Source organism: Streptomyces sp. NPDC040718 (assembly GCF_055593565.1).
On sequence record NZ_JBVIXO010000011.1, the window covers coordinates 153241 to 170339 of the forward strand.

The 17099-nt window shown below is 72.5% G+C and carries 13 protein-coding genes; 5 read left to right on the forward strand and 8 right to left on the reverse strand.

The window, feature by feature from the left end:
• Position 1: 1 nt before the first annotated feature.
• Complete coding sequence (locus ACZ597_RS25720; RefSeq protein ID WP_471334438.1) at positions 2-496, reverse strand: hypothetical protein; 495 nt, start codon at positions 494-496, stop codon at positions 2-4.
• Between the two features lie 160 nt (positions 497-656).
• Positions 657-1553: a 16S rRNA (cytidine(1402)-2'-O)-methyltransferase gene (gene rsmI, locus ACZ597_RS25725; protein WP_471334441.1), complete on the reverse strand. Its 897-nt coding sequence runs from the start codon at positions 1551-1553 to the stop codon at positions 657-659.
• 67 nt (positions 1554-1620) lie between these two features.
• Here rsmI and ACZ597_RS25730 point away from each other — a divergent pair, with 67 nt between their 5' ends.
• The 3 genes from ACZ597_RS25730 to ACZ597_RS25740 all read left to right on the forward strand — a co-directional run bounded on the left by ACZ597_RS25730 (position 1621) and on the right by ACZ597_RS25740 (position 5703).
• The gene (locus ACZ597_RS25730) at positions 1621-3387 is read left to right on the forward strand and encodes a dolichyl-phosphate-mannose--protein mannosyltransferase (protein ID WP_471334443.1); all 1767 of its coding nucleotides are present in this window, start codon (positions 1621-1623) and stop codon (positions 3385-3387) included.
• A gap of 79 nt (positions 3388-3466) precedes the next feature.
• Positions 3467-5119, forward strand: coding sequence for a penicillin-binding transpeptidase domain-containing protein (locus ACZ597_RS25735; protein WP_471334446.1), 1653 nt, complete (start codon positions 3467-3469; stop codon positions 5117-5119).
• Between the two features lie 104 nt (positions 5120-5223).
• Positions 5224-5703: a YbaK/EbsC family protein gene (locus ACZ597_RS25740; RefSeq protein ID WP_125818511.1), complete on the forward strand. Its 480-nt coding sequence runs from the start codon at positions 5224-5226 to the stop codon at positions 5701-5703.
• Between the two features lie 42 nt (positions 5704-5745).
• Here the strand turns inward: ACZ597_RS25740 and ACZ597_RS25745 are convergent, their stop codons facing one another.
• From ACZ597_RS25745 to ACZ597_RS25760, 4 genes are all read right to left on the reverse strand, one after another.
• A complete protein-coding gene (locus ACZ597_RS25745; protein WP_471334449.1) occupies positions 5746-6909 on the reverse strand; it encodes a serine hydrolase domain-containing protein in 1164 nt (387 codons plus the stop codon).
• 177 nt (positions 6910-7086) lie between these two features.
• Positions 7087-7899, reverse strand: coding sequence for an energy-coupling factor ABC transporter ATP-binding protein (locus tag ACZ597_RS25750; RefSeq protein ID WP_471334451.1), 813 nt, complete (start codon positions 7897-7899; stop codon positions 7087-7089).
• On the reverse strand, positions 7887-8648 hold the full coding sequence (gene cbiQ / locus ACZ597_RS25755) for a cobalt ECF transporter T component CbiQ (RefSeq protein ID WP_471334453.1): 762 nt from the start codon (positions 8646-8648) through the stop codon (positions 7887-7889). The genes ACZ597_RS25750 and cbiQ overlap by 13 nt, the downstream gene beginning before the upstream one ends.
• A 1-nt stretch (position 8649) precedes the next feature.
• The gene (locus ACZ597_RS25760; protein WP_471334456.1) at positions 8650-9711 is read right to left on the reverse strand and encodes an energy-coupling factor ABC transporter permease; all 1062 of its coding nucleotides are present in this window, start codon (positions 9709-9711) and stop codon (positions 8650-8652) included.
• A 177-nt stretch (positions 9712-9888) separates the two neighbouring features.
• On the opposite strand from ACZ597_RS25760, the gene ACZ597_RS25765 reads away from it, so the two are divergent.
• A complete protein-coding gene (locus ACZ597_RS25765) occupies positions 9889-10290 on the forward strand; it encodes an SsgA family sporulation/cell division regulator (RefSeq protein WP_471334459.1) in 402 nt (133 codons plus the stop codon).
• Positions 10291-10437: 147 nt separating this feature from the next.
• Here ACZ597_RS25765 and ACZ597_RS25770 read toward each other — a convergent pair whose 3' ends face one another.
• Together ACZ597_RS25770 and ACZ597_RS25775 are read right to left on the reverse strand one after the other, a co-directional pair.
• Positions 10438-12648: an MMPL family transporter gene (locus ACZ597_RS25770; RefSeq protein ID WP_471334462.1), complete on the reverse strand. Its 2211-nt coding sequence runs from the start codon at positions 12646-12648 to the stop codon at positions 10438-10440.
• A 194-nt stretch (positions 12649-12842) separates the two neighbouring features.
• The gene (locus ACZ597_RS25775) at positions 12843-13421 is read right to left on the reverse strand and encodes a TetR/AcrR family transcriptional regulator (RefSeq protein WP_471334701.1); all 579 of its coding nucleotides are present in this window, start codon (positions 13419-13421) and stop codon (positions 12843-12845) included.
• Between the two features lie 223 nt (positions 13422-13644).
• Between ACZ597_RS25775 and ACZ597_RS25780 the strand changes: the two genes are divergently transcribed.
• Positions 13645-16908: a S41 family peptidase gene (locus ACZ597_RS25780; protein ID WP_471334466.1), complete on the forward strand. Its 3264-nt coding sequence runs from the start codon at positions 13645-13647 to the stop codon at positions 16906-16908.
• Positions 16909-17099 lie beyond the last annotated feature (191 nt).

Here is a 17099-nt window from a genome sequence, read left to right on the forward strand (position 1 = left end):
CTTATGACCGCCTGAAGAGCCCGAGGAGGCGGGAGAGCGGGCCGCGGCGCCGCTCGGACGCGTCCACCGCCACCGGTCCGGGCGAGTCGTGCGACGGGATCCGGCGCTGCTTCGGCGGGCGGGGGGCGTTCTCGCCGGCCGGTACGGGTCCGGCGATCCCCGGGGCGATGCGGTGGTGGTAGAGCCGGTCGATCGTGCCGAGCACCGTGGAGACCTGGCCCGCGCGCATGATCCGTACGACGTGTCCGCCGCAGTTGAGGCAGGTCGGGTTCGACAGCGGGGAGGGCACCCGCTCGCCGTTCACCGTGTACATGATGAACGGCTCGCCCTTGCCGTCGACGTGGTGCTCTATCGCGTACGCCTGCTCCCAGCCGTAGCCGCACTTCATGCACGCGAACGAGTAGGCCTCGTGCACGGTCTGCACGCCGGAGGTGGTGGGAACAGGTGCCGGTCCCGCGGCCGTGGCGGGTACCGGGGTGTCTGCGATCTCACTCATGCCAGCTCCTCTTGTTCCACTGGTGCCACTGCCAGTGGACGCCTCTTCGGGCGGGAGCGCATCAGGCCCTGTCCAGTAATGGACGGCCTTTGGCCGAGTCATGCCCAAAGGGGCCGGTGCGCGGTCTGAGCTTTGCTTTTCAGGTTAGCTCTTTACCCACTCACGGCATCTTTTGTGTCGCATTCTTTGCCGCGACGACCGCGTCGAAGACGTCGCGCTTGGGTACGCCGGCCTCCGCCGCGACCGCCGCGATGGCCTCCTTGCGGCGCTCGCCGGCCTCCTCGCGCACGCGCACGCGGCGCACGAGCTCCTCGTCGTCCACGTCGCCGGGCGCGGCCGCCGGCGCGCCCTCGACCACGATGGTGATCTCGCCGCGCACCCCCTCGGCCGCCCACGCGGCGAGGTCGCCGAGTCCGCCCCGCTTGACCTCCTCGTAGGTCTTGGTCAGCTCGCGGCACACGGCGGCCCGCCGGCCGGCGCCGAACACCTCGGCCATGGCCGCCAGGGTGTCGTCCAGCCGGTGCGGCGCCTCGAAGTAGACGAGGGTGCGCCGCTCGCCCTCCACCTCGCGGAGCCGGCCCAGCCGCTCGCCCGCCTTGCGCGGCAGGAAGCCCTCGAAGCAGAAGCGGTCCACGGGCAGCCCGGACAGGGCGAGCGCGGTGAGCACGGCGGACGGCCCGGGCACCGCGGTGACCTTGATGTCCTTCTCGACGGCGGCGGCGACCAGCCGGTAGCCGGGGTCGGAGACCGAGGGCATTCCGGCGTCGGTCACCAGGAGCACCCGCCGGCCGGCCTCCAGGGCCTCGACCAGTTCGGGGGTGCGGGCGGACTCGTTGCCCTCGAAGTACGACAGGACGCGCCCGGTGGTGTGCACGCCGAGCCCCTGCGTGAGCCGGCGCAGCCGCCGGGTGTCCTCGGCGGCGATCACGTCGGCCCGCTCCAGCTCGGCCGCGAGCCGGGGCGGGGCGTCGGCGAGATCGCCGATGGGGGTCCCGGCGAGGACGAGTACGCCGTGGGAGGAAGGGGCTTCGGCACCGCGGGGCTGGTCAGCTGTCACCGACTCATCCTCTCATTGGGGCTCGTGGGGGCTGGGGCTCCACAGGGGCGTTCCCTACGATGATCCGGTGACCAGTACCGCGACGCCGCCGCCCAGCCCCGCGGGGGCCCCGCCCGTCCGGCCGGGCGGAGGCGACTCCGAATACGAGCCGCCCGTGTGGCTGCGCCGCCTGCGCGGGTTCGGCTACGCGCCGGCAGCGCCGGTGACCGACGTCCGCACCCGCCTCGTGCCCCCGTACGCACGGCCGTCCGCACAGCTGTGGACGGCGCTCGGGATCCCCGAGGCGGGCCGGGGGACCTGGCAGCGGGTGATGGCCTGGGCGGGACCGCTGCTGATCACGCTGGTGGCGGGGGTGCTGCGGTTCACGCACCTGGGCAGCCCCAAGGCGGTGATATTCGACGAGACGTACTACGCCAAGGACGCGTGGGCCACCGTCAAGCAGGGCTACGAAGCCAGCTGGCCCAAGGATGTCGACAAGTCGATCCTGGCGAATCCCGACGCGGTACCGCTCCCCCTGGACCCCGGCTACGTCGTGCACCCGCCCGTCGGCAAATGGGTGATCGGCCTCGGCGAGTGGATGTTCGGCTTCACCCCCTTCGGCTGGCGTTTCATGACCGCGGTGCTCGGCACCCTGTCGGTGCTGCTGGTGTGCCGCATCGGCCGCCGGCTGTTCCGCTCCACCTCCCTCGGCTGCCTGGCGGGCGCGCTGCTGGCGGTCGACGGCCTGCACCTGGTGATGAGCCGGACCGCGCTGCTCGACCTGGTGCTGATGTTCTTCGTCCTGGCGGCCTTCGGGGCGCTGGTCGTCGACCGGGACAGGGCGCGCGCCCGGCTCGCCGCCGCGCTGCCGGTCGACGAGGAGGGCCGCGCCCGCCCCGACGTGACGATCGCGGAGACCCTGCGGCTGGGCTGGCGCCCGTACCGGCTGCTGGCCGGCGTCTGCCTGGGCCTGGCCTTCGGCACCAAGTGGAACGGCCTCGTGGTGCTGGCCTTCTTCGGGATCCTCACCGTCCTGTGGGACGCGGCCGCCCGCCGCACCGCCGGCGCGGGCGCCCCGTACGCGGCGATGCTGCGCCGCGACGCGCTGCCCGGCTTCCTGTCGACGGTGCCGGTGGCGATCGCCGTGTACGTGGCCTCCTGGACGGGCTGGATCCTCAGCCCGGACGACGGCAAGGGCGGCTACTTCCGCGACTGGGCCGCCAATAACGACCAGAACAGCGCGCTGTCCTTCCTCCCCGAGTGGCTGCGCAGCCTGTGGCACTACGAGACGGAGGTCTACAAGTTCCACGTGGGCCTGACCTCCGGCCACACCTACGAGTCGAACCCGTGGAGCTGGCTGGTCCTGGGCCGGCCCGTCTCCTACTTCTACGAGTCCCCCGCGCCCGGCACCGACGGCTGCCCGGCGTCCGCGGCCGGCAAGTGCGCCCGCGAGGTGCTGGCCCTCGGCACGCCGCTGCTGTGGTGGGCGGGCTGCTTCGCGCTGCTGTACGTGCTGTGGCGGTGGTTCTTCCGGCGCGACTGGCGGGCGGGCGCGATCGCGTGCGCGCTGGGCGCCGGCCTGCTGCCCTGGTTCAACTACCAGGAGCGGACCATCTTCTACTTCTACGCAGTGGTCTTCGTCCCCTACCTGTGCCTGGCGGTGGCGATGATGGTCGGTGCCCTGCTGGGCCCGGCGGGCTCCTCGGAGCGCCGGCGCGCGGTGGGCGCGATCGGCGCGGGCGTCCTCGTCCTCCTGATCATCTGGAACTTCATCTATTTCTGGCCGATCTACACAGGCCAGACCCTGCCCATGGACTCGTGGCGCGGCCGGATGTGGCTGGACAGCTGGATCTGACCCGTTACCGAGAGGTAAGGTCCCCTCACAGGTTCTTTGAACATGTTCAGAGAACGGGGGCTCCTGGGGAGGGGACGCAGTGAACGGGGCGGCAAAGGGTGCCATCGTCGGCGGGGTGTTCCTCGCGATGGTCGGCGGAACCGCGTACGGGGTGTACGCGCTGGTCGGGGACAGCGGCGACGGCGGCGCGGCGGGCGGCGACCGCGGTACGGGGAACAGCGCGGCCCCCGCCGCGAGGGCGAGTGGACCCGTCACGGACAAGGAGGCGGCCGCCACCGCGAAGGCCTTCCTGGCCGCGTGGGCGGCCGGCGACGACCGCACGGCCGCCGAGCTGACCAACAACGCGCAGGCCGCGCAGACCGCGGTGGCCGACTACCGGGCCAAGGCGATGGTGTCCAAGGCCGTCATCACCCCCGGGGCGGCGGAGGGCACCGCGGTGCCGTTCAAGGTCGAGGCCGAGATCAGCCACGAGGGCACGACCAAGCCCCTCGTCTACGAATCCCGGCTGACGGTCGTCCGCGGCATCGGCAACGGCAAGCCGCTCGTCGACTGGCAGCCGTCGGTGATCCACCCGCAGCTCCAGAAGGGCGAGACGCTGCGCGCGGGCACCCCGGCGAGCCCGCCGGTCAAGGCGGTCGACCGCAACGGCAAGGAGCTGACGGCCGAGCAGTACCCGTCGCTGCGGCCGGTGCTGGAATCGCTGCGCAAGACCTACGGAGAGAAGACCGGTGGCACGCCCGGCGTCGAGCTGTGGATCGAGCCGGCGGCCCAGGACGCGCCGAAGCGGAACCTGCTGACCCTGGTGGAGGGCAAGCCGGGGCAGATCCAGACCGTGCTGGACGCCGGCGTGCAGGCGGCGGCCGAGAGGGCCGTGGCGCAGTACCCCGAGGCCTCCGTGGTCGCCGTCCAGCCGAGCACCGGCGACATCCTGGCGGTGGCCAACCACCGCAGGGACGGCTTCAACGCGGCGATGCAGGGCCGGCGGGCCCCCGGCTCGACGATGAAGATCGTGACGGCGGCGATGCTTCTGGAGAAGGGCCTGGTGGCGGCGGACCGTCCGGCGGACTGCCCGCAGACCGTCTCGTGGGACGGCAAGGTCTTCCACAACCTGAACAACTTCTCGCTGAAGGGGCAGCCCTTCTCGACCAGTTTCGCCAAGTCCTGCAACACCGCCTTCATCGGCCTGATCGACGAGGTGCACGACAACGCCGCGCTGCCGAGGGTGGCCAAGGAGGCCTTCGGCATCGGGCTGGACTGGAAGACCGGCATCCCGTCCCAGGACGGCAGCGTGCCGGTGACCTCCGGCCCGGCCGCGGCCGCCGAGTACATCGGCCAGGGCGCGATCCAGATGAACCCCCTGAACGTCGCGTCGATCACGGCGACCGCCCGGACCGGGGTGTTCCGTCAGCCGGTGCTGGTCAAGGCGTCGCTGGACGGTCGCGCCCTGGCCGCCGCCCCGCGCTCGCTGGCGCCCGGGGTGTCGGCGCAGCTGGTACGGATGATGAAGCAGGCCGCCGGCCCCGGCGGCACGGCGGCGGGCGCCATGTCCTCCGTCGGCGGCTCCGACAAGGGGGCGAAGACCGGCTCGGCGGAGGTCGACGCCGCGACGGCGCCGGACAGCTGGTTCACCGGCTTCCGGGGCGACGTGGCGGCGGCCGCGATGGTCGAGGGCGGCGGCCACGGCGGCGACACGGCCGGCCCCATCGTCGCGACCGTCCTGAACGCCTCCTGACGGGGGGGGCGGCGGAGCCGGGCAGGCCGGGCAGGCCTACCGGTCAGAGCCGGGCAGGGTAAAACGCGTGGCCTCCGGGCCCCGCGCAGCGCTAGCGTCCCGGCATGACGACCAGCACCCCGCACCCCCTCTTCGCCCGGGCCCTCACCGAGCTGGGCCTCGACCTCGACGTCCGCGCCTTCCCCGAAGGGACCCGTACGGCCGCCGACGCCGCCGCCGCGATCGGCTGCGAGCTCAGCCAGATCGTGAAGTCGCTGATCTTCGCAGCGGACGGGGTCCCGGTGCTGGTCCTCATGGACGGCGCCTCACGGGTCGACGTCGAGGCGGTACGACGTCAACTCGGCGCCGCGAAAGTCACCCGTGCCGACGCCGCGCTCGTCCGCGAGACCACCGGCTACGCCATCGGCGGCGTCCCGCCCTTCGGCCACCGCACCCGCACCCGGGTGCTGGCCGACCGCTCGCTGCTGGAGCACGACGTGGTCTGGGCCGCGGCCGGCACCCCGCACACCGTCTTCCCCATGGCCCCGAAGGAGCTCATCGAGCACGCCGCGGCCGCGCTGGCCGACGTACGCGAGGGCGCCTGACCGTGCCGACCGCGCCGACCGCGCCGCGCCCGCCGTACGGCGTCAGAGGCAGGACCGCAGCGCCCGCACCAGCGCCTGCGCACGCGGGTCGGCGGTGACCGACTTGGCGTGGGAGTTGGTGACGTAGCCGAAGCCGATCCCCGACTCCGGGTCCGCGAAGGCCAGGGAGCCGCCTCGCCCCGGATGGCCGAAGGAGGCCGGGGACAGCAGCGGGGACGCCGGTCCGTGCAGCATGTAGCCCGGGCCGAAGCGGGTGTTCACCACGAGCACCCGGTCGGGCCCGGACGCGAACTCCGTGCCGGCCAGCGCGGTGGTGGCGGGGGTGAAGATCCGCGCCCCGTCCTCCACCACGCCGATGGTCGCCCCGTAGAAGCGGGCCAGGGCGCGCGCCGTGCCGATGCCGGCGGAACCGGGCAGCTCGGCGGCCTGGTAGACGGGGTCGTTCTCGTCCGGCAGGGGGTCGATGGCCGCGAAGGCGCGCCGGGTGAGCGAGTCCGGGTCGGCGTACGCCTCGGAAACGTTTCTCCTCGGCCGGGTCTTCAGCAGCCCCGCGCTCGGCGGCGGCTCCACCGGCGCCACCCGGCCCACCCGGGACGCCTCGCTCTCCGGCAGGCCTATCCAGAAGTCCAGCCCCAGCGGCTCGGCCATCTCCTCCGCCAGGATGCCGCCGACGGTGCGGCCCGTCGCCCGCAGCACCAGCTCGGAGACCAGCCAGCTGAAGGTCTGCGCGTGGTAGCCGTGCTCGGTGCCCGGCTCCCAGAAGGCCCGCTGCGCGGCGACCGCGCGCGGACCGCTCACCCCGTCGGCGGCCTGCGCGGTGGTGAGGCCGCGGTCCAGCGCGGGCACGCCGGCCTGGTGGGCGAGGAGGTGGCGGACCAGCGCCTTCTCCTTGCCGCCCGCCTTGAACTCGGGCCAGTACGAGCCCACCGGTGCGTCCAGGTCCAGCAGTCCGCGCTGGTGCAGCAGCAGCGGGACGGCGGCGGCCACGCCCTTGGTGGCGGAGCGCACGATCGTCGCGGTGTCCTCGGTCCAGGGCCCGGCTGCGTCGCCGTCCGCGTCCTTCGTGCCGCCCCACAGGTCGACCACCTTGCGGCCGTCCCGGTACACGGCCACGGCCGCGCCCCGGTCCCCGAGGACCTCGAAGTTGCGCGCGAAGGCGTCTCTGACGGGCTCGAAGCCCTCGGTCACCGCACCCTGGATGTTCACGAGCAGGCCAACAACCGCCGGCCGCCCCTTATGCCGCCGGCCGCGCGAACCCCCGTGCGCCCGGCCGACGCCCGCCCCACCCCAACGCCGCCGGCTAATGCCACCATTCAATCTGTGGCATTAGCCGACCGTGCTGCGCCACCGCACGCGGTCACCGCCCGACGTCACCGCCCGACGTCACCGCCCGGCGCCGCCCTGCGCCGCCGCCACCGACCGCGGGTCGAAGCCGAACGGCAGCTCCAGCCGGTGCGCCTGCATCAGCGCGTCGTCGCACAGCAGGTCCCGGGTGCGCCCGTCGGCCGCGATGACGCCCTCGCTGAGGATCACCGAGCGCGGGCAGAGCTCCAGCGCGTACGGCAGGTCGTGCGTCACCATCAGGACGGTCACGTCCAGCGACCGCAGGATGTCGGCGAGCTCGCGCCGCGAGGCCGGGTCCAGGTTGGAGGACGGCTCGTCCAGGACGAGGATCTCCGGCCGCATCGCCAGTACGGTCGCCACCGCCACCCGGCGGCGCTGACCGAAGGACAGGTGGTGCGGGGGCCGGTCGGCGAAGCCGGCCATGCCGACCAGTTCGAGCGCCTCACGGACCCGCTCCTCCAGTTCCGCGCCGCGCAGGCCGGCCGCCGCCGGGCCGAAGGCCACGTCCTCCCGCACCGTCGGCATGAACAGCTGGTCGTCGGGGTCCTGGAAGACGATGCCCACCCGGCGCCGGATCTCGGAGAGGTTCCGCTTCTCCACGGGCAGCCCGGCCACGCTCACCGATCCGACCCCGCCGCCGAGGATGCCGTTGAGGTGCAGCACGAGGGTGGTCTTCCCCGCACCGTTCGGGCCGAGGAGCGCGACCCGCTCCCCGCGGCCGACGGTGAGGTCGACCCCGAAGAGGGCCTGGTGCCCGTCGGGGTAGGCGTAGGCGACCCCCGACACCTCCAGGGAGGGCGCGGTGGCGGCGGAAGGGGAGGAGGGAGCGGAAGAAGACGTCACAGCGTCCATCCCATCAGACAGACGGCGAGCGCCGTCACGGGGAGCACGGCCGAGTACGCCCACTGGGCGCGGGTGGCCGTGACGTCGTCGATCACCGGCATGGAGCCGGCGTAGCCGCGGCTGACCATGGCGAGGTAGACCCGCTCGCCGCGTTCGTAGGAGCGGATGAAGAGGGCTCCGGCCGTCTTGGCGAGCACTCCCCAGTGCCGGACGCCGCGCGCCTCGAAGCCGCGCGAGCGCCGGGCGATGGACATGCGGCGCAGCTCGTCGGTGATGACGTCGCCGTACCGGATCATGAAGGAGGCGATCTGCACGAGCAGCGGCGGCAGCTTCAGCCGCTGGAGTCCCAGTAGCAGGGCGCGCAGTTCGGTGGTGGAGGCGAGCAGCACGGAGGCGGCCACGCCGAGGGTGCCCTTGGCCAGGACGTTCCAGGCGCCCCAGAGGCCGGAGACGCTCAGGGACATGCCGAGGACCTCCACCCGTTCGCCCTGGGACACGAAGGGCATGAGCACGGCGAAGAGTACGAAGGGCACCTCGATCAGCATCCGCCGCAGCATGAAGCCCGCGGGGATCCGGGCCGCCGCCGCGACGGCGGCGACGAGGACCGCGTACCCCGCGAAGGCCCACACGGCCTCGCGCGGCGTGGACACGACGACGACCACGAACGCGAACGTCGCAGCGATCTTGCAGTGCGGCGGCAGCTCGTGCACGGGCGAGTGCCCGTGCCGGTAGAGCTTGTGCGCGTGGCCCGCTCCCATGTCAGCCGGCCGAGGGGGCGGCCGTGGACGTCGCGGTCAGGTCCTGCGCACGGCGGCGGCGCACGGCCCAGAAGACGCCGGTGCCGACGGCGACGGTCGCGCCGACGCCGATGACGCCCGCGAGGCCGCCGGAGAGGCGGGCGTCGGAGACGTCCTTGACGCCGTAGTCGGCGAGCGGGGAGCCGGCGGCGGCGTGCTCCTCGACCTTGGTGTCGATGCCCTTGTCGGCGGCGACCTTCTCCAGGCCGTCGGGGCTGGCGGAGGCGTAGAAGGAGACGAAGCCGGCCAGTACGAGGGCGGTGGCCAGGCCGGTCAGCCAGAGCTTGCGCGCGGGGCGGGCGGCGGCCGGCACCGGGGTGGCGGCGGGCGCGGGAGCGTCGACCAGCTCACCGCCGACGCGCAGCTTCAGCGGGGTGGTCAGCCGGCGCGCGCCGTGCACCAGGTCGGGGCGTACGGCGATCACGGCGCCGACGGTCGCGGCGGTGATGGCGGCCTCGCCGATGCCGATGAGGACGTGGACGCCGACCATGGCGGTGATGACCTTGCCGATCGGGACGTCGGTGGTGCCGCCCAGGGCGTAGAGGGCGGTGAAGGCGGCGGCGGCGGCCGGTACGGAGAGCAGGGCGCCGGCGAAGGCTGCGACGGTGACCGAGCGGCGGCCGGCGGGCAGCAGCTTGAGGAGCCCGCGGAACACGGCATAGGCGACGACCACGGTCACCACGGCCATGTTGAGGACGTTGACGCCGAGGGCGGTCAGGCCGCCGTCGGCGAAGAGGATGCCCTGCATCAGCAGGACGACGGACACGCACAGCACGCCCGTGTAGGGGCCGACGAGTATGGCGGCGAGGGCCCCTCCGAGGAGGTGGCCGCTGGTACCGGCGGCGACCGGGAAGTTCAGCATCTGCACGGCGAAGATGAAGGCGGCGACGAGGCCGGCCAGCGGGGCGGTGCGCTCGTCGAGCTCACGGCGGGCGCCGCGCAGGCTGGCCGCGACAGCGGCGGCGGCCGCTACTCCTGCGGCCACCGAGACGGGTGTGTTGATGAATCCGTCGGGCACATGCATGGAGAAGCTCCGCTTCCTCTTTCTCGCACAAGTCTTTAACCGTTCAAGAGTAGTGCCCAGTTGCAAACCGTTGGCAAGAGCAGGCAGGTCACAAATAGACCCGTGCGCTTTCGTCGGAATGTGCGAGGCTGGACGGACAAACGGACGCAAATGTTCCGATTTCGAGGAGTCTTGTCGATGTCAGCCACCGCCGAGAATCCAGCAGCAGCGGCCACGACCGCGACCGCGACCGCCATCGAAGAGCGGGTGCGCGCCCGCGTGATCACCGACGACCCCCTCTACCGGGCCATTCCGGTGGCCCTGCGCTTCACTCCCGCCGAGCCGCTGGCCGTACGCGTCGTCTTCCCCGCCGAGCTGTCCCCCGAGGACACCGACAACGAGTGGGTCTTCCCCCTCGCCCTCCTGGAGGCCGGTCTGCTGGCCCCGTCCGGGAGCGGGGACGTACGCGTCTGGCCCTGCGGGCGTGTCCAGGCGGTGGTGGAGTTCCACTCGCCCGAGGGGGTCGCCGTCCTCCAGTTCGACAGCACGGCGCTGCGACGCTTCCTGCGCCGTACGTACGCCACCACCCGGACGGCGTAGCGCAACGCCGCCGGCCCCGCACCTGGGGTTCCAGGTGCGGGGCCGGCGTTCGGCAGGTGTGACTTTCCGGGCCCGATATTGACCCGGGACGTTGACCCGGGGCATCGGCCCCGGGTCGTCGCCTCAGGCGGCGCCTCGGACGGCGGCTCAGGCGTTGACGAGCTCGCGCCGCTTGTCGGGGTCCTCCGGCGATCCGGCCTCGGACCCGGACTCGCCGAGGTGCTTGCGCAGGCTCTCGCCCTCCACGTCCACGTTGGGCAGGATCCGGTCGAGCCACTTCGGCAGCCACCAGGCCTTGTGGCCGAGCAGCGCCAGCACCGCCGGCACGATGGCCATGCGGACCACGAAGGCGTCGAAGAGGACGGCGACGGCCAGGCCGAAGCCGATCATCTTCACCATCGAGTCGCTGGCGCCGAGGAAGCCGGAGAACACGGCGATCATGATGACGGCGGCGGCCACGACCACGCGGGCGCTGTACTGGAAGCCGGTCACCACGGCCTGGCCCGGCCGCTCGCCGTGGACGTACGCCTCACGCATGCGGGTGACCAGGAAGACCTCGTAGTCCATGGCCAGGCCGAAGACCACACCCACCATGAAGATCGGCATCATCGACATGATCGGACCGGTCTGCTCCACGCCGAAGAGCGAGCCGAGCCAGCCCCACTGGAAGACCGCGACGACCGCGCCGAGGGCCGCGACGACCGACAGCAGGAAGCCGAGGGCCGCCTTGAGCGGGACCAGGATCGAGCGGAAGACCAGCATCAGCAGCAGGAAGGCGAGGCCGACGACGAGCGCCAGGTAGGGCAGCAGCGCGTCGTTCATCTTCTGCGAGAAGTCGATGTTCATCGCGGTCTGGCCGCTGACGAACACGTCCTTGCCGTTGCCCTCGCGGATCGCGTGGACCAGGTCCTCGGTCTCGGTGGAGGACGGTCGGTCCTTCGGGATCACGCTGACGATCGCGGCGTCCTTGGCCTCGTTCTGGAGCGGGGGCATCACTGCCGCCACCCCGTCCAGGCCCTTGATCCGGTCGGCGGTGCTGTCGGCCAGCGCCTTGTCGCCGTCGACGACCACCATCAGCGGACCGTTGAAGCCGGGGCCGAAGCCCTCGGACAGCATGTCGTACGCCTTGCGCTGGCTGGTGGAGACCGGCTTGGAGCCGTCGTCCGGCAGGCCCATCTCCAGCTTGCTCGCCGGGATCGCGATGGCGCCGAGGCCGATCACACCGGCCAGCAGCACCGTCACCGGGCGGCGCAGCACGAAGCGGGCCCAGCGGGTGCCGCCGTTTGCCTTGGGCTCGGCGCCGGCCGGGCGGCCCTTGCCGAACAGCTTGCTCTTCTGACCGGCGGGCAGCACCTTCTTGCCCGCGAAGCCGAGGATCGCCGGGACCAGCGTCAGGGCGACGAGCACCGCGATGACCACCGTTCCGGCGGCGGCGACACCCATCTTCGTCAGCATCGGGATGTTGACGACGGCCAGGCCCACCAGGGCGATGACCACGGTCAGGCCGGCGAAGACCACGGCGGAGCCTGCGGTTCCGGCGGCGCGGCCGGCGGCCTCGTCGCGGTCGCGGCCCTCGGCGAGCTCCGCGCGGTAGCGGGAAACGATGAAGAGCGCGTAGTCGATGCCGACCGCGAGGCCGATCATCATCGCGAGGGTGGAGGTGGTGGAGCCGAGGTCCAGGACGTTGGCGAGCGCGGTGATCGAGGAGACGCCGATGCCGACGCCGATCAGCGCGGTCAGCAGCGGCAGCCCGGCCGCGACCAGCGAGCCGAAGGTGATGACGAGGACGATGCCGGCGATCAGGATGCCGATGGCCTCACCGGAACCCGTTTTTGGGGCCTCCATCAGCGCGTCACCGCCGATCTCCACCTGGAGGCCGGCCTTCTGGGCCGCGTGGCCCGAGTCCTTGAGGGCCTCTCGGGTGTCGTCCTTCAGCTCCATGCCGCTGACCTTGTACTTCACGCTGACGTAGGTGGTGGAGCCGTCCTGGCTCACCGCCTTCGTCTGGTACGGGTCATCGACGGTGGCGATCTGGGCGGCGCCGTCGCCGCTCTTCAGGCCGGAGATGAGCTTCTCGACCTCGGCCTTGGGGCCCGGGTCGGTGACCTTGGCGCCCGCCGGGGCCTTGACGACGATGCGGGCGGTCGCGCCGTCGGCGGACGTGCCCGGGAACTTCTCGTCCAGCAGGTCGAAGGCCTTCTGGGCCTCCGTGCCGGGTATCGAGAACGAGCCGGAGGTGGGCGCGGAGGCCGTCGCGGCGCCGAAGCCCGCGGCGACGAGCAGCGCCACCCATACGAGGGCGACCAGGCCGCGGCGCCTGAAGGCACCGCGCCCGAGCCGGTAGAGGAAGGTGGCCACGTCGTGGTTCTCCCGTTTCAGGTCGTGGGATGGATCCGGGACGGATCTGGGCGTGGAAAGCCGGCCCGACGACGAGAGCGGCGTGTCAGGAGCAGCAGGAAGGACGTTCTGCACTTCTGGGGAGCTGTACTTCGCGCGGTGGTGCGGTCGTGCGGCCGGGGAGCCGGCCTGGGGCGAAGCACCCGGGCGGGACGTCAGACGCCGAGGGCGGGGAAGACCACGGCGTCGATGAACTGGCCGAGGAAGGCCCGGTCGACGGACCGGTCCTCGATCAGCGGTAGTGCGATGAACGCCCCGATGAGCATGTGCGGTACGAAGTCCAGCGCCGGGCAGTCCGGCCGGATCTCGCCCCGCTCGGCGGCGCGCCGCAGGATCTCCTGGAGACCGTTGATCTCCGGGTCGACCAGCAGGTCGCGCAGCGCCCGGTGCAGCTCCGGACTCTCGTGGACGGCGTGGGCCAGGCCCCGCATCAGCGCGGTGTCCTTGGCCATCTGCGCGTCGTCCGAGCGCTCGACCATCATCGCGAAGTCCCCGCGCAGGGTGCCCGTGTCGATCTCCCGCAGAGAGACCGGCTGGGTACATCGCAGGGCCTTGGCGACCAGCTCCGGCTTGCTCCCCCACTGGCGGTAGAGGGTGGCCTTGCTGGACTTCGTACGGGCGGCGACGGCGTCCATGGTCAGCGCCTCGTAGCCGACCTCGCGCAGGAGGTCGAGGACCGCCCCGTGGAGTTCGGCTTCCCGTTCGGGGGTGATCCGGCTGCGACGGGCCGACATGACGTCGGTCACCCGGCAACTCGCCTTCATCGCGACCTCCTCCGAACGAAACGGTTCCGTACTCTTCAGAGCCTACCTCCACAACTAACGAAACGAAACCGTTCCGTTTCGCTAGCGGCGTGGCATGGGTCACGCCGCGAACTCCGCGCACGTCACCCCCACGGGCGCCACTTGGTCACCTGTACGAGTTGCCGGGCCCCCTCGGCGCGGAAAGCATTGGGGGGTGAGTCACGACGTCGCGTACCTCCGCTTCCCGCACCTGCACGACGACCTGCTGTGTTTCGCCACCGAAGACGACCTCTGGGTCGCCCCCCTGGTACCCGAGGGCCAGACCCCCGGCCGCGCCTGGCGCATCACCGTCGACCGCACCCGGGTCGGCCACCCGCGCTTCTCCCCCGACGGCCGGCACATCGCCTTCACCACCTGGCGCAGCCTCGACCCGGAGATCCACCTCGCCCCCGTCGACGGCGGCCCGGCCCGCCGGCTCAGCCACTGGGGCTCCACCGACACCCGCGTCTGCGGCTGGGACCCGGACGGCAACATCCTCGCCGTCTCCTCGCACGGGCAGCCCTTCTCGTACTACTCCTGGGCGTACAAGCTGCCCACCGACGGCAGCCCCGGCGGCCGCCTCCCCTGGGGCCCGGTCTCCGACATCCAGGTCGCCGACACCGCCGGCGAGCACCGCAGCCTGCTGCTGACCGGCAAGCCCCCGCACGAGCCCGCCGCCTGGAAGCGGTACCGCGGCGGCGCCACCGGCCGGCTCTGGCTGCACGGGCAACGGCTCCTGGAGGACATCGAGGGACACCTCGAATCGCCGATGTTCGTCGACGGCCGCATCGCCTTCCTCTCCGACCACGAGGGCATCGGCAACCTCTACTCCTGCCTGCCCGACGGCACCGGCCTGCGCCGCCACACCGACCACGACGAGTTCTACGCCCGGCACGCCTCCAGCGACGGCTCCCGCGTGGTCTACCAGTGCGCGGGCGACATCTGGCTCGTGGACTCCCTCGCCGAGGGGGCCTCGCCGCGCAAGCTGCCGGTCCGCCTCGGCGGCCCGCGCGCGGGGCGGCGTACGTACCAGGTGCCGGCCGCCAGCAACGTCGACTCGCTGTCCGTGGACACCACCGGCCGGGCCAGCGCCGTCGTCGTACGCGGCAGCCTGTACTGGCTCACCCACCGCGACGGGCCCGCCCGCACCATCGCCGACACCCCGGGCGTGCGGGTACGGCTGCCCGAGATGCTCGGCAGCGGCGGACAGGTCGCCTACGTCACCGACGCCGAGGGCGAGGACGCGATCGAGATCGCCTACCTCCCCCGCGCCTCCGGCGACCGCGAGCCCCGCCGGCTCGCCTCGGGCGAACTGGGCCGCGTCACGGAACTGCTGTCCGACCCCGACGGGGAGCGGCTCGCCATCGCCTCCAACGACGGGCGGCTGCTGCTGCTCGACGCGACCGAGGAGTCCAACGGCGAGGTCACCGAGCTGATCCGGTCCATCAACGGACCCGTCACCGACCTCGCCTTCTCCCCCGACGGCTGCTGGCTGACCTGGTCCCACCCGGGCATCGGACGCTCCCTGCGGCAGATCAAGATGGCGAAGATCTCCGGGCCCGGCCCGCGCGTCATCGTCGACGTCACCAACGGCCGCTTCGAGGACGAGAACCCGGTCTTCACGCGGGACGGGCGTTACCTCGCCTTCCTGTCCTGGCGCGGCTTCGACCCGGTGTACGACGTGCACACCGGCGACCTGTCCTTCCCGCTGGGCTGCCGCCCCTACCTGGTGCCGCTCTCCTCGGCCACCCCCTCCCCCTTCGCCTACTCCCCCGACGGCCGGCCCGCGGCGGGCGGGCTCGACCCGGTCGAGGGCGAGCCGGGCGAGGGCGACGGCACGGTCACCGTGGAGGTGGAGGGCCTGGAGAGCCGGGTCACGCCCTTCCCCGTCTCCGCGTCGAAGTACTCGGCCCTCCACCCGGTGCACGGCGGCGGACTGGTCTGGCTGCGCTGGCCCATCTCGGGCGCGCTCGGCGAGACCTTCGCCAACCCGGCCGACACCAGCGGCAAGCCGACGCTCGAACACTTCGACATGACCAAGGCCCGCAAGACGGAACTGGCGTCCGGGCTGGACTGGTTCGCGGTCAGCGGTGACGGCACCCGGCTCGTCGTCAACGACGACGGCGACCTACGCGCCGTGCCGGCCACCGAATCGGGTGACGGCGACTCCACCGTCTACCTCGACCTGCGGCGCATCCTGCACGAGGTGGACCCGGCGGCCGAGTGGCGCCAGGCCTTCGAGGAGGCCGGCCGGCTCATCCAGGCGTACTTCTGGGAGCCGAAGATGTGCGGCATCGACTGGGACGGCGTACTGCGCCAGTACCGCCCCCTCGTCGAACGCGTGGCCTCCCCCGACGAGTTCGCGGACCTGCTGCGCGAGGTGCTCGGCGAACTCGGCACCTCGCACGCGTACGTCTCCCCCGCCCGCCGCAACGAGGGGCCGCCCCACTACCAGCGGGCCATCGGGCTGCTCGGAGCCAACCTCGTGCACCGGGAGGAGGGCTGGGTGGTCAAGCGGATCCTGCCCGGCGAGTCCTCCGACTCCAAGGCCCGCTCCCCGCTCGCGGGCACCGGCATCCGCGAGGGCGCGGTCCTCACCCACGTCGACGGCCGGCCGGTGGACCCGGTCGCCGGCCCCTACCCGCTGCTGTCGGCGGCCGGCGGCACCACCGTCGAACTCACCTTCCAGCCCGCCGAGGGCGAGGGCCGGGCTCGGCGGGTCGCGGTCGTGCCGCTGATCGACGAACGCCCGCTGCGCTACCAGGACTGGGTGTCCAAGCGCCGCGCGGTGGTCCGCGAGGTCAGCGGCGGCCGCTGCGGCTACCTGCACATCCCCGACATGGGCGGCTCGGGCTGGGCGCAGTTCAACCGCGACCTGCGCATGGAGATGTCCCGGCCCGCCCTGATCGTGGACGTACGCGGCAACGCGGGCGGCCACATCAGTGAACTCGTCGTGGAAAAACTCACCCGTTCGATCCTCGGCTGGGACCTCACGCGCAACGCCCAGCCCGTCTCGTACGCCTCCAACGCGCCCCGCGGCCCGATCGTGGCGCTGGCCGACGAGGCGACGTCCTCCGACGGGGACATGATCACCGCCGCGTTCAAACTGCTCGGCCTGGGGCCGGTGGTGGGGCAGCGCACCTGGGGCGGGGTGGTCGGGATGACCGGCCGGCACACCCTGGGCGACGGGACGGTGATCACCGTGCCGATGAACGCCGCCTGGTTCCCGGAATACGGCTGGTCGGTGGAGAACCACGGCGTGGAGCCGGACCTCGCGATCCTGCGCACCCCGCTCGACTGGGCGGAGGGGCGGCACGCGCAGCTGGACGACGCCGTGAACCTGGCGCTGGAGCTGCTGGAACAGGACCCCGCCGCCATCCCGCCCGGCTACACCGACGTACCGGACCGCCGGCGTCCGAAGCTGCCGCCGCGCGAGTAGGCGTACGGGCGGCGGCAGCCGTACGGGCAGCAGGCGGTGTACGCGCGGTGTACGCGGTCACGCGGAAGGGGCGCGATCCGGACCTCCTCGGTACGGATCGCGCCCCTCGGCGCTGTGTGCGACGGCGCCGTGTGCGTCGGCGCCGGATGTGCCGGGCCTGGTAGCAGTCAGGCCCCGAGGTTCGTTCCGGT

Excerpts from the sequence above, each read along its gene's own strand:
- cbiQ (WP_471334453.1), bottom strand. The coding sequence starts at position 8,648 with ATGGGAGCGGGCCACGCGCACAAGCTCTACCGGCACGGGCACTCGCCC.
- ACZ597_RS25775 (WP_471334701.1), bottom strand. The coding sequence starts at position 13,421 with ATGTCGGCCCGTCGCAGCCGGATCACCCCCGAACGGGAAGCCGAACTC.
- ACZ597_RS25720 (WP_471334438.1), bottom strand. The coding sequence starts at position 496 with ATGAGTGAGATCGCAGACACCCCGGTACCCGCCACGGCCGCGGGACCG.
- ACZ597_RS25740 (WP_125818511.1), top strand. The coding sequence starts at position 5,224 with ATGACGACCAGCACCCCGCACCCCCTCTTCGCCCGGGCCCTCACCGAG.
- ACZ597_RS25760 (WP_471334456.1), bottom strand. The coding sequence starts at position 9,711 with ATGCATGTGCCCGACGGATTCATCAACACACCCGTCTCGGTGGCCGCA.
- ACZ597_RS25750 (WP_471334451.1), bottom strand. The coding sequence starts at position 7,899 with ATGGACGCTGTGACGTCTTCTTCCGCTCCCTCCTCCCCTTCCGCCGCC.
- ACZ597_RS25765 (WP_471334459.1), top strand. The coding sequence starts at position 9,889 with ATGTCAGCCACCGCCGAGAATCCAGCAGCAGCGGCCACGACCGCGACC.